The sequence below is a fragment of the Amycolatopsis sp. NPDC102522 genome, assembly GCF_055584485.1.
In genome coordinates this window covers 142,743-156,715 of record NZ_JBVJLY010000003.1, presented here as the reverse complement: position 1 = coordinate 156,715, position 13,973 = coordinate 142,743, and the positions used below count along the sequence as shown (strand labels likewise).

The window sequence follows — 13,973 nt, the reverse complement described above, 5'->3', positions numbered from 1 at the left end:
GGAGGGATCAGTGAATCCTGAGGAGGATCTCGCCAGACTCCGGCACAAGCTGGCCGGGCTGGAGCGCGAGAACGGCGACCGGATGTACCTGGTCGACAACCGGGCGACCAAGGCGATCGAGGAGACCAGGTCCGCGGGCGACAAGCTCAAGCAGGAGACGAGCGCGGCGTTGACCGCGCGGCTCGAGCAGAAGCGGCGAGCGGAGGCCGCGGGCGGCTGGGCGACCGAGTCGACGCTGAGCGACAAGGTCGAGGACGACGGCGACTTCGGGTTCGAGGAGGACGAGACCGAGAACGAGCGCCGCGCCGGGTACCGGGCGGCCGACGAGCCGCCGATCTCGTACCGGCCGCCTGCTCCGACCGGTCCGGCGCCGCAGGCTCCGCCGCCGCCGCCGCCGCCACCCCCGCCGCCGCCGCCGGTGCCCGCGCCGGAAGAGCGTCCGGCCGGGCGGCATCGGCGGTCGGCCGCGCGGGGTGACGACGACGATTTCGCCGAAACCGACTGGCTGGCGACCTGAGGGGTCAGGCGCGCAGCACCACGATGGCCCGCTCGACGCCGTGGAAGACGGCGTGCGTCTTGTATCGGACGTCTTCGGCGATGTGGTCGGGAGTCAGGATCTCGGCGAGGGCGCGAAGCGCGGCTTCGCCCTCGGCGACCGCGACCCGCGAGCCGGGGCAGGTGTGCCGTCCGAGGCCGAACGCGAGTTCGGCCTCGGGGCCCAGCGGGATGGCCAGTTTGTCCCCGGCCTTGAAGTCCTTGTCCGCCAGGGAGAACGGCGCTGTCACCCGGCGGGCGGCGAAGCGGGTCGGGGCGATTTCGTGAATCAGGCCGCGGACGTCGTCGAGGACGTCTGGGCGGCGTAGGAGTTCGAGGCCTGCGAGGGCGAGGAAGTTCATGGAGTTCTCGTACGCCGCGTGGGCGAGCATCACCGGGGTGATCATCAGCTCGTCTTCGGTGATCCGGCCCGCTTCGTGCGCTTCGCGGAGCAGCGCCAGCCCGCCGCCTTCGACGGCCTTCGCCTTGAGGAAGAACATCGCGATCCTGATCGCGGCGGTGTCGGCTCCGCCCGGCCCGCCCGACCAGACGTCCAGGTTCGCGGCGGTCTCCGAAAGGTTCGTCAGCAGCTTCTCGCCGAGCGGCTCGACCGTGCCGAGCACCGCCTCCGTCACCCTGGCCGCCGCGGGCCTGGCGAAGTCGGCCACCAGGTCGAACCGCCGGAGCGACTTTAGCGGGCTAATCGCGACGCGCAGGTCCGTGAGCACGGCGTCCGGCAGGGGCTCCACCAGGGCGATGACCTCCTTGACGACCGCGCGCAGCCGCCGGTGGTCCGCGCCGTCCATCAGCAGGAGGTTCGGGGTCTCGGCGGCACCACCGCCCGGGTTCGAGCTGAGCTCGCGGTCGCGCAGGGCCTTGACGCGGTCCGCCGGATCGTCCAGCACGAAGAAGTCGTCCACGCTCGTATGATGCCCACGCCGCGGCCGGAGGATGTGCAAGTGTCACCAGAAGTGCCCGCCGAAGTGCTGCGGACCCCGCTCGTGCGGCGCCTGCTCGAGCGCGCCGAGATCGAGCGCCCGGCGTACACGCACCTCGATTGCTCGAACCGGCACGAACCCGTCGAGGACACGCTGACCTGGGCCGAGCTCCTCGTTCACGTCCGCGCTGTCGCGGCGAAGCTGCGCGAAGTGATCCAGCCGGGAGACCGCGTCGCGATCACGGCGCGGCAGGACCTTTCCTACGTCGTCGCGTTCTTCGGCGCGCTGTACGCCGGGGCCGTCGCGGTGCCACTGTCCGCGCCGGACGTCCGCGCTCACCGCGAGCGGCTCGTCGGAGTCCTCAACGACTGCGACGCCGACATCTGGCTGACATCGGAATCCCTGGTCGAGCGGCTGACGGAGTTCGCCGAGGCCGAGCCGGTGCCCCCTCCCCGCGTGATCGTCGCCATCGACACCCTGCCGCTGGACCCGGCGGACCGGTCGCTGCCGTCGCCGGTCTCTCCCGAAGACCCCGCCTACCTGCAGTACACCTCCGGCACGACGCGCTCGCCCGCCGGCGTGATCATCACGCATCGGGCGTTGTCGGCCGCGTGCTGGCAGATTTGCGACGCCTACGACGTCGGCGAGCACACCACGTGCGTCGGCTGGATCCCGTTCTTCCACGACATGGGGCTGGCGCAGCTGATCGCGGGGACGATGCACTCCGGTGGGCGGACGGTGTTCATCGCGCCGCTGGAGTTCATCCGGCGCCCGGAACGCTGGCTGCTGCTGATGTCGGCGTATCCGAACACGCTCACAGCGGCCCCGAACTTCGCGTACGACCTGGTGACCGAGGCCGTGCCCGAGCCGAAGCGCGCCGAGTACGACCTCTCGACGGTGTCGATCGCGCTCAGCGGCAGTGAACCGATCCGGGCGGCGACCGTCCGGGAGTTCCTGGCCGCGTACGAACCTCACGGCTTCCCGAGGGGCGCTTTCCGGCCGTCCTACGGTCTGGCCGAGGCGACGGTCTACGTCGCCAGCGGCGATTCCGGCGGCCCCGTGGTGACCGAAGTGGACGGCCGGGAAGTCGTAGAGATCGGACGGCCCCGGGGCCAGCGGGTCCGCGTCGTCCCGGCGCCGGATCGCGTTTTGCCCGCTAAAGGCGAAGTGGGCGAGATCTGGGTCAAGGGGCCCAATGTGGCGGCCGGGTACTGGCGGCGCCCCGAGCTGACCGCCGAGGTGTTCGGCGCCGAGCTCGACGGCGAAGGCGGCTGGCTCCGCACCGGGGACCTGGGGACCCTCCGGAACGGCAGGCTCTCCGTGACCGGACGCCTGAAGGACCTGATCATCATCGACGGCCGCAACCACAGCCCCCACGACATCGAAGAGACGGTCGCCGCCGCTCACCCCCTTCTCGGACCCGACAGGGTCGCCGCCTTCGCAGTCGACAGCGACGAAGGAGAGGGCGTCGTCGTGGTCGCCGAGCGGGCTCGAAAGGCCCCGGACTTCGACGAACCCGAGATCGCGCGGGCGGCCACCCGCGCCGTCGCCGAGCGACACGACGTGCGCCTCCGGGCCTTCTTCCTGGTGAAACCCGGCGGGCTTCCCCGGACGTCCAGCGGCAAGGTCGCGCGTTCCGCGGCCAGAACGCGGTATTGGACGGCGGATGGGACAGAATTCCCCCATGGCAGCTGACGGGAGCGAATACGTCGACGAGATCAAGGCACTCGTCTGCAAGACCTTCGACGTGGATCCGGACACCATCGACGAGAACACGCCTTTCGCCGAGATGGGCGTCGATTCCCGCCGCCGGGTCCGGCTCCTGGCGACGGTCGAGGTGGAGTTCGGCATCGACATCGACCTCGACGAGCTGGATCGCCTGGTCGACATCCGGGGCGCGGCGACTGTTCTCGCCGAGGCCATCGAGGCGGGCGGCAAACCGCGAAAACGCGGTCTACCAGGCCTCTTGCGCCGAAATCGTTTGAGTTAGCAAAGGTGTGAATGTCCCTGCGGCTTCGTTGACCGGTGGGTACATTCTGTGTGCATATGCGACGGCACCTGATGCTGTCGGCGTGCGTCGTAGGTAGGACAACGAGGCGGATACAGCGGGACGAAGGGGGCACCGGTCATGCCGGACGGGGGCTACAAAGCCGATTCAGAGGCGATGCTCACAGCGTCGACGTCGTTGGATCGCGCGGCTCAGCACACGACGTCCGAGGCGGGGAAGGTGGGGCCGACCCAGGTCCAGCCCGCGGACTTCGGCCGGGTGCACAAGGACTACCAAAAGGGCTACGCCGCCGGAATCCTCGCCATTTCCGATGCGATGAAGGGCTACGCGGGCCAGCTCACGCAGCTCGCCGGCGGGGTCAGCACCGCGTCGACCCGCTATACCTCATCCGACCAGGCGAGCGCCGCGGCGGCCAACAAGGCGGGGACGCAATGAGTAAGTACACGTGGGAGCAGAAGAAAGCCCTGCTCGACGATCCGTACATCACGCAGGGCACCAAGAACGCGCTGCTCTTCGGCGGGGACGCGGCCTACGACAAGGCCATCGCCGAGCGTGACTCGAACGCGGCCGCGGACAAGAAGCAGAAGAGCGCCGTCGACAAGGCGGACAAGGATCTCGACTCCATGGCCAGGCCGGCCGCGGGCGGCGCGACGACCAAGTCCGACCAGGTGCTCGACCTCGGCAACCCAGCACTGGACTTCTTCTCCGACTGGATCGAGCAGGTCTGGAACAAGATGCCGGACAAGCCGTCCGAAATGAATTACAAGACCGACATCTGGGACCGGTTCCACGAGAACCGCGAGATCAACTTCCAGGCGATGTTCGACGAGGTCGAGGACCTCGGCGACGCCAAGAAGGCCGTCGAGCAGACCGGGACCGACGCCACTTCGGCGCTGACCACGCTCTTCCACGATTGGAAGGGCGAGGGCGCGACGGCGGCGAAGGTCAAGTACGAGCAGCGGATCCAGCCTGACGCGAAGGAACTCGTCGCGCAGATGGACGGTGCCATCAAACTGGTGCCCGCGACGATCGACAAGATCTACACCGCGCTCAAGCTGAAGGTCGACGAAACGCTGAAGCTGCGTGTCGACAAGGTCGCCACGGCACCGCTGTTCACGGCGAAGCAGGTCGTCGAGATCGCGAACGGCAAGGTCGACTCCAAAGACAAGCTCATGGACGTCGCGTACTGGCTGGACTCCGCGTGTCCCGGCAACAACCTCGCCGAACGGCTGCGTGACGACGACTGCGACCTGAACGACGAGAACAAGGACTACGCGATCGGGGCCGCGAAGCAGTGGCTGAAGGGGTCGTTCGCGAAAGAATTCGGTGAGCGGTTCGAGAACTTCAAGAAGCTCTGCAAGAACGCGACCGACACGATCAACACGCAGTATCACGAGCTTTCGCGGTTCATGGAGGACTACACGAACCCGTTCCCCGCGGCCGGGTCCGAGAAGCCGCCGGGCTCCGAGAAGAAGCCGCCGGGCAGCGACGGCAACGGCAGTGGCAGCGGGACCCCGCCCGGCGGTGGCGGTGGGACCCCGCCCGGTGGCGGAGGTGGCACGCCTCCCGGTGGTGGGGGCGGCACGCCGCCCGCGGCCTCGGTCCCCGAGGCGCCGAAACCGGAGGACAAGCCCGCCGACGGCACGAACCCGGTCACCGGGAAGCCGCTCGAGATGGACCCGGAGACCGGCAAGCCGTACCCGATCGACCCGGCGACGGGTGAGGCGATCAAGGACGGTATCGACGGTCAGGACACCATGACCGTCGAAAAGGGCGACAACAAGATCGAAATGTCCGAGCCGGATAAAGACGGCAAAATGGATATCAAGGTCGACGACGGCAAGGGTAACGAGAAGGACTACAAGCTCGACTTCGACGACCCCAAGGGCGAAGACGGCAAGCCCGGCGAAGAGGGCAAGGACGGCAAGGGCAAGGACGGCGACTTCGGTCCGCAGGGCGCGGTCAAGGAGGGCGAGCCCGGCAAGGACGGCGTCTACCGGCCCGGTCCGGACGGCAAGATCCACATCCAGGACGGCAACCTCAAGATCACCGCCGAGCAGCCGGACGGCCCGAACGGCCCGACCGTGGTGACCGTCGACGACGGCAAGGGCGAGCCGACCACCTACACCCTCGACGAAAAGGGCGAGAAGAAGGAACTCAAGCCCGGCGATGTCGTCCAGACCGACGACATCAAGAACGGTCTCGACGACCGGAATCCCGGCAATCCGCAGCCCGGCAAGCCCGACGACATCCGCACGATGCCTGCCCCGGCCGACGGCTTGGCCCCTGGCGGCGGTGGCGGTGGTGGGTTCAGCGCTCCGGGTGGCGTCGAGGTCGGCGTCGGAGCCGAAGGGACCGCCGCGGAGTCGGCGGAAGCTTCCGGTGGCGCCGCGTCGGGTGCGGGTGGCGATGGCACCGTGCCGACGTCCAGCGGAGGCGGAGGCGGCGGCAGCTTCGAAGGCGCGCTCGGCGGCGTCGGCGAGGGCGGTTCGGCGGGTTCGCTGAACGAGGCCGGTTCGCTTGAGTCGGGCGCGCAGTCCGGAGGCGGCGCGCAGCCGGCCGCGGCCGATGCCGGTCTCGGGGCGGCTCCCGGCGGGATGGACGCGGCGCCCGCCGGTGCCGGTGCCGGTAGCTCGGCCGGTGGGATGGGCGGCATGATGGGTGGAATGGGCGCCATGGGCGGCGCGGCCGGTGGTGGCGGGGGTGACACGCAGCGCGGGTCGAGCCAGTACCGCGTCGAGGGTGGCATTTTCGAGACCAGTGGCGCGGGCGGCCGGATCAGCGGTTCGCTCGACGACGAGGGTGGCGACCGTTCGATCAGCTACGAGCGATGATCGGTAGCCGGGGAACGAGGGAGGACCGATGAGCGCTGTCGACCGGCTGGCGGCCGCCATGTCCAGGCAGGACGCCGCCATCACGGAACAGGCGGAGCAGCGCGGGCTGCGGGAGCGGCATCTCGCCGACGCCAAGGCCCAGGCGGCGGAGACCATGCAGAAGGACGCCGCCGTCCATGACAAGTACGCGGCCCACATGCAGGAACTGGGGAAGCGGAGCAAGGAGGCGGGTGGCTGGCTGACCGGCAAGACGACCGCCGACCGCAGCCACATGATCGGCTTCGACATCGAGGACGACGACAAGCCGAACGCCCGGTTCGCCGAGTTCGGCGCGCGTCAGGGGCCTGACGCTTCGCGGCCGGCGCCTCTTCCGTCGCCACCGCCTCCGGTCGCGCCGGGGGTGCCCGGGATGCCGGCGACGGTGGACGTCCCGCCGCCCGCGGCGCCGACGCCCGCTCCGACTGGCGGGATACCCGAAGCGCCCGGCGCTCCTGGCGTCCCCGGTACTCCCGGTGCACCTGGCACGCCTGCGCGCCGTCGGGGTCGTCACGCCCGTGACGACAAGGGCTTCGACGACGACGACTTTTCGAACAACTCGTGGATGGTCGACTGACCCGCTTCACCGCACTTCAGGGCCCGGCTCCCAGGGCCGGGCCCTTCTCTTTACCCACTTCGCCCGCCCGGCCCCACGTCGCCTTTAGCGGGCTAAACGCGATCCGGTGCCGCCCGCGCCTCGCCCGGGACCGCGTCGCCTTTCGCCCGCTAAACGCGATCCGGTGCCGGGGTGCCCTCGCTCGGGGCGTGTCGCCTTTAGCGGGCTAAACGCGACGCGTAGGCAGGCTAAGGAACCGGGAGCGGGTCGAGGGCCGGATCGCGATTAGCCCGCTAAACGCAGGTCGGCGCCGGGGGAGTGGGTCAGGCGGCGGGTTCGTCCTGGGTCTCGATCGGGGCGCGTTTGACGTCGGCGTCCAGCAGTGGCTGGTACTTCGTCGTCCCCGTCAGGTGAGTGAGGAAGAACGCGGTGAACAGCGCCCGCGTCAGCTGCTGGGTCCCGCGGTGCGGCTTCCCGTGCAGCAGCAGCTGGCTCCAGTGCTTGCCTTCGGTGACGCCGAGGTGCGACGACTTGCCGAGCGTCCGCAGCTGCACCGGCCCGCCCCACGCGTCCGCGATGGCCTCGGCATGCCCGACCGACGGCGCGACCAGGTCTCCGCCCGCCGCGAGATGCAGGCCGGGCACGGTCACCGACCGGGCCGACACCGTCGCCGGCGGCAGCGTCTGCGCGGGGGTGATGGTCGCGACGGCGCGGATCTCCGGCCGGTCATCGTTCTCGGCCGCCTGCGCGGCGGCCAACACCGCCGAACCGCCGCCCGTCGAGTGCCCGGCCAGACCGAGCTTCGCCGGGTCGACGCTGATGCCGTCCGGTCCGAGCCGGACCGTCGTGATCAGCTCGAGCGTGGTGAGCAGGTCGCCGGCCAGCAGCCGGTGCGACGGCAGCGGCCCGCGCTGGGTGGCCGGAGCCGCCGCGACGATGCCCCAGCTCGCGAGGTGCCGGAGCAGGTGCCGGTAGCTCCCGGTGGGCTGCAGCCAGCCGTGCCCGAACGCGATCGCGGGCAGACCGAGCCCCGAGCGGGGGGTGAACACGACGCCGGGCAGTCCGACCAGGGCGAGGTTGCCGCGCAGTACCTCGTGCGGACCTGGGTGGGACAGCTCCGCGAGCAGCTGCTTGGGCTTGCTGGCCATGCTCGTGACCTTACTGCCCGCACCCCCGTCCGGCCCGCGCGCCGCCCCGCGCATCGCGTTTAGCCCGCTAAACGCGACGCGCCGCCGCCCGGGCGAAGGGGGCGAATTTCCGTCGTTAGGCTGGTGGCCGTGTGTGGAATCGTGGGATACGTCGGACACCGCCCGGCCCTGGACGTCGTCATCGGCGGGCTTCGCCGGATGGAGTACCGCGGCTATGACTCGGCAGGCGTCGCCGTCCTCGACGGCGCGGGCGCGCTGAAAGTCGAGCGCAAGGCGGGCCGCTTGGCCAACCTGGAGACCCAGCTCGACACCATCGGCAGGGACGCCTTCACCGGCACCGCCGGCATGGGCCACACCCGCTGGGCCACCCACGGCGCCCCGGTCGACCGCAACTCGCACCCGCACCGCGACGCCTCCCAGCGCGTCGCCGTGGTGCACAACGGCATCATCGAGAACTTCGCCGCCCTGCGCGCCGAGCTCGAGGCCGAGGGCGTCGAGATGGCGAGCGACACCGACTCCGAGACCGCCGCGCACCTGATTTCCCGCGCGTACGCCGAGGGCGACACGAAGGGCGACTTCCCGGCCAGCGTCGCCGCGGTCTGCCGTCGTCTCGAAGGCGCGTTCACCCTGGTCGTGACCATCGCCGACCAGCCGGACACCATCGTCGCGGCTCGCCGTTCCTCGCCGCTGGTCGTCGGCGTCGGCGAGGGAGAGCACTTCGTCGCTTCCGACGTCGCCGCGTTCATCGAGCACACCCGCGAGGCGGTCGAGCTCGGCCAGGACCAGCTCGTCGTGATCACCCGCGAGGGTTACGAGGTCGCCGACTTCCACGGCGACGCCGCCCAGGCCAAGCCGTTCACCGTCGACTGGGACCTCTCGGCCGCGGAAAAGGGCGGCCACGAGTACTTCATGCTCAAGGAGATCGAGGAGCAGCCGGAAGCGCTGGCGAACACGCTGCGCGGCCACTTCGACGGCGGCCGGATCATCCTCGACGAACAGCGCATCTCCGACCAGGACCTGCGCGACGTCGACAAGGTCTTCGTAGTCGCGTGTGGTTCCGCGTACCACTCGGGCCTCGTCGCCAAGTACGCCATCGAGCACTGGTGCCGTCTCCCGGTCGAGGTCGAGCTGGCCAGCGAGTTCCGCTACCGCGACCCGGTGCTGGACCGCGCGACGCTGGTCGTCGCCGTCTCCCAGTCGGGCGAGACCGCGGACACCCTCGAAGCCGTCCGCCACGCGCGCGAACAGAAGGCCCGCGTCCTGGCCGTCTGCAACACCAACGGCGCGCAGATCCCGCGCGAGTCCGACGCGGTCCTCTACACGCACGCCGGTCCGGAGATCGGCGTCGCCTCGACCAAGGCGTTCCTCGCGCAGATCGCGGCGAACTACCTGGTCGGCCTGGCGCTCGCGCAGGCCCGCGGCACCAAGTACCCGGACGAGGTCGCCCGCGAGTTCGCCGAGCTCGAAGCCATGCCCGCCGCGGTGCAGAAGGTTCTGTCCACTGTGGACCAGGTCCGCGACCTCGGCCGCCGGATCGCGGACTCGAAGGCGGTGCTGTTCCTCGGCCGTCACGTCGGTTTCCCGGTCGCCCTCGAAGGCGCGCTGAAGCTCAAGGAACTGGCGTACATGCACGCCGAGGGTTTCGCCGCCGGCGAGCTCAAGCACGGCCCGATCGCGCTGATCGAAGACGGCCTGCCCGTCGTCGTGGTGATGCCGTCGCCCAAGGGACGCGCGGTGCTGCACTCGAAGCTGGTGTCGAACATCAGCGAGATCCAGGCGCGCGGCGCCCGCACGATCGTGATCGCGGAGGAGGGCGACGAGACCGTCCGCCCGTTCGCCGACGAGCTGATCGAGATCCCGGCCGTCCCGACGCTGCTACAGCCGCTGGTTTCCACTGTCCCGCTGCAGGTGCTCGCCGCCGAGATCGCCCGCACGCGCGGGTACGACGTCGACAAGCCGCGTAACCTGGCGAAGTCGGTCACCGTCGAGTAAAGGCCGGAGGCGTCGTGCAGGGAATCTGGAGCACGGAACGGATTCGCGCGGCGGAGGACAGGTTGCTCGCCGTCACTCCCGAGGGCGAGCTCATGCGGCGCGCGGCTTTCGGCCTGTCGGTGCACGCCGCCGAGATGCTGGCCGGACACACGGGTTCGGTGTCGGGGCGGCGGGTGACGCTGCTCATCGGGTCGGGCAACAACGGTGGTGACGCCCTGTGGGCCGGCGCTTTCCTGCGCCGCCGCAATGTGGCCGTCTCCGCGATCCTGCTGAAGCCCGAACGCGCTCACGGCCCGGGTTTGGCCGCCTTGAAGCGATCCGGCGGCAAGGTGGTGTCCATCGAGGACGGTCCACAGTGGATTCGACGGGCGGATCTGGTGGTCGACGGAATCGTGGGTATTTCGGCACGAGGGCCCTTGCGGCCGGACGCCGCCGCGCTGCTGGAGCACGTGAGTTCGCCGGTACTGGCCGTCGATCTGCCGAGCGGGGTGGACCCGGACACCGGCGCTGTCGACGGTCCGGCGGTCGTCGCCGACCGTACGGTCACTTTCGGCGCGCTCAAACCGGTGCACGCCCTCGCGCCCGCGTCCTGCGGCGAGATCGCCTTGGTGGACATTGGGCTGCGGCCGGAACTCGGCGAGCCCGATGTGCGACGGCTGGACACGGCCGATGTCGCCGCGGCGTGGCCGACGCCCGGTCCGGACGACGACAAGTACAGCCAGGGCGTGGTCGGCGTCGCGGCCGGATCGGCGACGTATCCGGGGGCGGCCGTGCTCGCGGCCGGTGCGGCGGTGCGGGCGACGTCCGGGCTGGTGCGGTACGCCGGGCATGCCGCGGACGTGGTGCGCGGGCACTGGCCCGAGGTCATCGCGACGGGTTCGGTGACGGACGCCGGCCGGGTGCAGGCGTGGGTCGTCGGGCCGGGGATCGGGACCGGGAACGAGGGACGGGACGTGCTGCGGTTCGTCCTCGGTCGCGGCGTGCCGGTGTGCGCGGACGCCGACGCGACGACGATCATCGCGCGATCGCCCGACGTGCTCGACGCGCGGGATCCGGACACGCCGCTCGTGCTGACCCCGCACGCGGGGGAGTTCGAGCGGCTGATGGGTTCGCCGCCGGGGGCGGACAGGGTCGCGGCGGCGCGTTCGGCAGCGCGGAAGTACGACGCCGTCGTGCTCTTGAAGGGGCACTGCACGGTGGTCGCGGCGCCGGACGGGCGCGCGCTGGTGAACACGCCGCGGGGATCCTGGCTCGCGACGGCCGGTTCGGGGGACGTGCTGTCCGGTCTGGTCGGCGCGCTGCTCGCCGCCGGGCTCGACCCGTGGCTGGCGGCGGGGGCGGCCGCGCACGTCCACTCGCTCGCCGGGGCGGTGGCCGCCGACGGCGTCCCGACCTCGGCGTCCGGCATCCTGGGCGCCGTCCCCGACGCCCTCCGGTCCGTTCTCTCCCCGTCCTCCTGACCAGGGCCCCGACCTGCGTTTAGCCCCCTAATCGCGCTCTGCGGGCGGGTGCCATCAGAGCGCGATTAGGGGGCTAAACGCAGGTCGGCGGGCCATAAGGGGGAGGGAGGAGAAATGCGAGAGTTATCGAGTTACGTGTTAACTCTGGGCGAATAATCTGGTAAGAAGCAGGTGTGAGCGCCGACACCCACCCCGCCGAGACCGCGAAGGTCCGGGTCGTGAACGGTGTCGCCCATGTCTAAGACCAGGCCTTCGGACGCCGCCGTCGAGCACCGGCGCCAGGAGATCCTCGACCACGTCATCGCCACCGGCGAGGTTCGCATCGACGACCTCACCACCCGGTTCGGCGTCAGCCTGATGACGATGCACCGCGACCTCGACGACCTCGCCGAGCGCCGCCTCCTCCGCAAACTCCGCGGCAAGGTCGAGGCCTACCCGGCGACGACCATGGAGTCGGCCGCCCGCTTCCGCGACACCTTCAACCAGGCCACGAAGGACACCCTCGGCGAGGCCGCCGCGGCGCACGTCCACTCCGGCCAGACGGTCTTCGTCGACGACTCGACGACGCTCTTCCCGCTCGTGCGCCGCCTCGGCCAGATCGAGGACCTCACTGTCATCACCAACTCGCTCGAAGCCGCCCGCATCCTCGGCCCGGTCAAGAGCGTCGAGGTCGTTCTCGCCGGAGGCCGGTACCACCACGAGTACGACTCGTGCGCGGGTCCGGACGTCCTCGCTTTCCTCGAGCGCACGCACGCCGACATCGCGTTCGTCTCGGTCGCCGCGGTCGCGGTCGGCCGCCTGTTCCACCCGGTCCAGGACTACGCCGCGCTCAAGAAGGCCGCGCTGCGCACCTCGAGCCACAACGTGCTGGTCGTCGACAACTCCAAGTTCGGCCGCACGGCCACCTTCGCGCACGGCGACATCGGCGACTACGACCTCCTGATCACCGACGATCTGACGCCGACCGAGGAGATCGAGGCGGCGCTGAACGCGGGAACGGCCATCGAGCAGGTCGAGTGCGACCCGGAAGGGCCGGAATATGAAATCTGACCTGGTCGCCGGAATCGACTCGTCGACCCAGTCGACGAAGGTCGTCGTCTGCGACGCGGACACCGGCGAGATCGTCCGCACAGGCCGCGCTTCGCACCCCGAAGGCACCGAAGTCGCCCCCGCCGCCTGGTGGGACGCGTTCCGCGAGGCCACCGACGGCCTCCTCGACGGCGTCGGTGCCATCGGCATCGGCGGTCAGCAGCACGGCATGGTCACCCTCGACGAGGCAGGCGAGGTCGTCCGGCCCGCGTTGCTGTGGAACGACACCCGGTCCGCGAAAGCGGCCGAAGACCTCGGTGGCGAACTCGGTCCCGAGAACTGGGCGAAGTCCGTCGGCTCGCTGCCTGTCGCCAGCTTCACCGTCACGAAGCTGCGGTGGATGGCGGAGAACGAGCCCGAGCTGGCCGATCGCGTCGCCCGCGTGCTGCTGCCCCACGACTGGCTGACCTGGCGGCTGCTGGGGGCAGGGGCCGAGCCGGTCACCGACCGCGGCGACGCCTCCGGCACCGGCTACTTCTCACCGGCCACCGGCACCTACCGCAAGGACCTCCTCGCGCACGCCTTCGGCGGGCGTACCCCGGAACTGCCCAAGGTCATCGACCCCGCCGAAGCCGCGGGCCACACCCCGGACGGGATCCTGGTCTCGGCCGGAACCGGCGACAACATGGCCGCCGCGCTCGGTCTCGAACTGGTCCCCGGCGACGTCGTGGTCTCGCTCGGCACCAGCGGCACCGTCTTCGGCGTCTCCGAGACAGCGAGCGCCGACCCTTCCGGCATCGTCGCTGGATTCGCCGACGCCACCGGCCGTTTCCTCCCGCTGGCCTGCACTCTCAACGCCGCTCGCGTGCTCACCGCGACGTCCGCGATGCTCGGCGTCGAACTCGCGCGGCTCGACGAACTGGCGCTCGCCGCCGAACCGGGCGCCGGTGGCCTCGCCTTCCTGCCCTACCTCGACGGTGAGCGGACGCCGAACCTCCCGGACGCCAAGGGCACGCTCTTCGGCTTGACCCGCGCGAACATGACGCCCGAGAACCTCGCCCGCGCCGCCGTCGAGGGCATGTTGTGCGGGCTCGCCGCCGGTCTCGACGCCCTGCGCGAGCAGGGGCTCGAAGTCCGCCGGGTCCTCCTGATCGGTGGCGGCGCGCAGTCGGCCGCCGTCCGAGTGGTCGCGCCGATCGTGTTCGGCGTGCCCGTCGTCATCCCCGAGGTCGCCGAGTACGTCGCGGTCGGCGCCGCGCGGCAGGCGGCCTGGGCCCTCGCTTCCAGCACGGAACCTCCCCGCTGGCAGGAACAGCACGGCTACACCCCACTCGAGCCGACCGAGGCGGACCGCGCCGAGGGGCACCGGATCCAGCAACGGCATCTCGAAGCCCGCGAACTCGGGCACGGCATTTCCGCGAAACCGAAAGAGGACTGA

Annotated in this window: 12 protein-coding genes; 10 read left to right on the top strand and 2 right to left on the bottom strand. The window is 70.6% G+C overall.

Annotated elements, in window-relative coordinates; genetic code table 11:
- The first annotated feature begins 10 nt into the window (after positions 1-10).
- Entirely contained in the window at positions 11-517 is a 507-nt protein-coding gene (locus ACZ6YV_RS10875) for a hypothetical protein (RefSeq protein ID WP_465509433.1), read from the top strand.
- Between the two features lie 4 nt (positions 518-521).
- Here the strand turns inward: ACZ6YV_RS10875 and ACZ6YV_RS10870 are convergent, their stop codons facing one another.
- Positions 522-1,454 (bottom strand): cytochrome P450 family protein, encoded by a 933-nt coding sequence (locus ACZ6YV_RS10870; RefSeq protein WP_465509432.1) that lies wholly within the window; start codon positions 1,452-1,454, stop codon positions 522-524.
- Between the two features lie 9 nt (positions 1,455-1,463).
- On the opposite strand from ACZ6YV_RS10870, the gene ACZ6YV_RS10865 reads away from it, so the two are divergent.
- The 5 genes from ACZ6YV_RS10865 (at position 1,464) to ACZ6YV_RS10845 (ending at position 6,927) form a co-directional block, all read left to right on the top strand.
- Positions 1,464-3,167 (top strand): fatty acyl-AMP ligase, encoded by a 1,704-nt coding sequence (locus ACZ6YV_RS10865; protein WP_465509431.1) that lies wholly within the window; start codon positions 1,464-1,466, stop codon positions 3,165-3,167.
- Positions 3,157-3,462 carry an acyl carrier protein gene (locus ACZ6YV_RS10860; protein ID WP_465509430.1) on the top strand — a complete coding sequence of 102 codons (306 nt, stop codon included), beginning with the start codon at positions 3,157-3,159 and terminating at the stop codon, positions 3,460-3,462. The genes ACZ6YV_RS10865 and ACZ6YV_RS10860 overlap by 11 nt, the downstream gene beginning before the upstream one ends.
- 174 nt (positions 3,463-3,636) lie before the next feature.
- Positions 3,637-3,915: a hypothetical protein gene (locus ACZ6YV_RS10855; RefSeq protein WP_465509429.1), complete on the top strand. Its 279-nt coding sequence runs from the start codon at positions 3,637-3,639 to the stop codon at positions 3,913-3,915.
- Positions 3,912-6,314: a WXG100 family type VII secretion target gene (locus tag ACZ6YV_RS10850; RefSeq protein WP_465509428.1), complete on the top strand. Its 2,403-nt coding sequence runs from the start codon at positions 3,912-3,914 to the stop codon at positions 6,312-6,314. Before ACZ6YV_RS10855 ends, ACZ6YV_RS10850 begins: the two co-directional genes overlap by 4 nt.
- Positions 6,315-6,342: 28 nt before the next feature.
- The gene (locus ACZ6YV_RS10845; protein WP_465509427.1) at positions 6,343-6,927 is read left to right on the top strand and encodes a hypothetical protein; all 585 of its coding nucleotides are present in this window, start codon (positions 6,343-6,345) and stop codon (positions 6,925-6,927) included.
- 302 nt (positions 6,928-7,229) lie between these two features.
- Here the strand turns inward: ACZ6YV_RS10845 and ACZ6YV_RS10840 are convergent, their stop codons facing one another.
- A complete protein-coding gene (locus tag ACZ6YV_RS10840) occupies positions 7,230-8,054 on the bottom strand; it encodes a dienelactone hydrolase family protein (protein ID WP_465509426.1) in 825 nt (274 codons plus the stop codon).
- Between the two features lie 129 nt (positions 8,055-8,183).
- Here ACZ6YV_RS10840 and glmS point away from each other — a divergent pair, with 129 nt between their 5' ends.
- The 4 genes from glmS (at position 8,184) to xylB (ending at position 13,973) form a co-directional block, all read left to right on the top strand.
- Positions 8,184-10,046, top strand: coding sequence for a glutamine--fructose-6-phosphate transaminase (isomerizing) (gene glmS, locus ACZ6YV_RS10835; protein ID WP_465509425.1), 1,863 nt, complete (start codon positions 8,184-8,186; stop codon positions 10,044-10,046).
- Positions 10,047-10,060: 14 nt separating this feature from the next.
- Positions 10,061-11,506, top strand: coding sequence for an NAD(P)H-hydrate dehydratase (locus tag ACZ6YV_RS10830; RefSeq protein ID WP_465509424.1), 1,446 nt, complete (start codon positions 10,061-10,063; stop codon positions 11,504-11,506).
- Between the two features lie 234 nt (positions 11,507-11,740).
- Positions 11,741-12,556, top strand: coding sequence for a DeoR/GlpR family DNA-binding transcription regulator (locus ACZ6YV_RS10825; RefSeq protein ID WP_465509423.1), 816 nt, complete (start codon positions 11,741-11,743; stop codon positions 12,554-12,556).
- Positions 12,546-13,973, top strand: coding sequence for a xylulokinase (xylB, locus tag ACZ6YV_RS10820; protein ID WP_465509422.1), 1,428 nt, complete (start codon positions 12,546-12,548; stop codon positions 13,971-13,973). The genes ACZ6YV_RS10825 and xylB overlap by 11 nt, the downstream gene beginning before the upstream one ends.

Bases quoted from the DNA above. Each gene is read 5' to 3' on its own strand.
- ACZ6YV_RS10865 (WP_465509431.1), top strand. From the start codon at position 1,464: ATGCCCACGCCGCGGCCGGAGGATGTGCAAGTGTCACCAGAAGTGCCC.
- ACZ6YV_RS10860 (WP_465509430.1), top strand. From the start codon at position 3,157: ATGGCAGCTGACGGGAGCGAATACGTCGACGAGATCAAGGCACTCGTC.
- ACZ6YV_RS10855 (WP_465509429.1), top strand. From the start codon at position 3,637: ATGCTCACAGCGTCGACGTCGTTGGATCGCGCGGCTCAGCACACGACG.
- ACZ6YV_RS10850 (WP_465509428.1), top strand. From the start codon at position 3,912: ATGAGTAAGTACACGTGGGAGCAGAAGAAAGCCCTGCTCGACGATCCG.
- ACZ6YV_RS10845 (WP_465509427.1), top strand. From the start codon at position 6,343: ATGAGCGCTGTCGACCGGCTGGCGGCCGCCATGTCCAGGCAGGACGCC.
- ACZ6YV_RS10840 (WP_465509426.1), bottom strand. From the start codon at position 8,054: ATGGCCAGCAAGCCCAAGCAGCTGCTCGCGGAGCTGTCCCACCCAGGT.
- ACZ6YV_RS10825 (WP_465509423.1), top strand. From the start codon at position 11,741: ATGTCTAAGACCAGGCCTTCGGACGCCGCCGTCGAGCACCGGCGCCAG.
- xylB (WP_465509422.1), top strand. From the start codon at position 12,546: ATGAAATCTGACCTGGTCGCCGGAATCGACTCGTCGACCCAGTCGACG.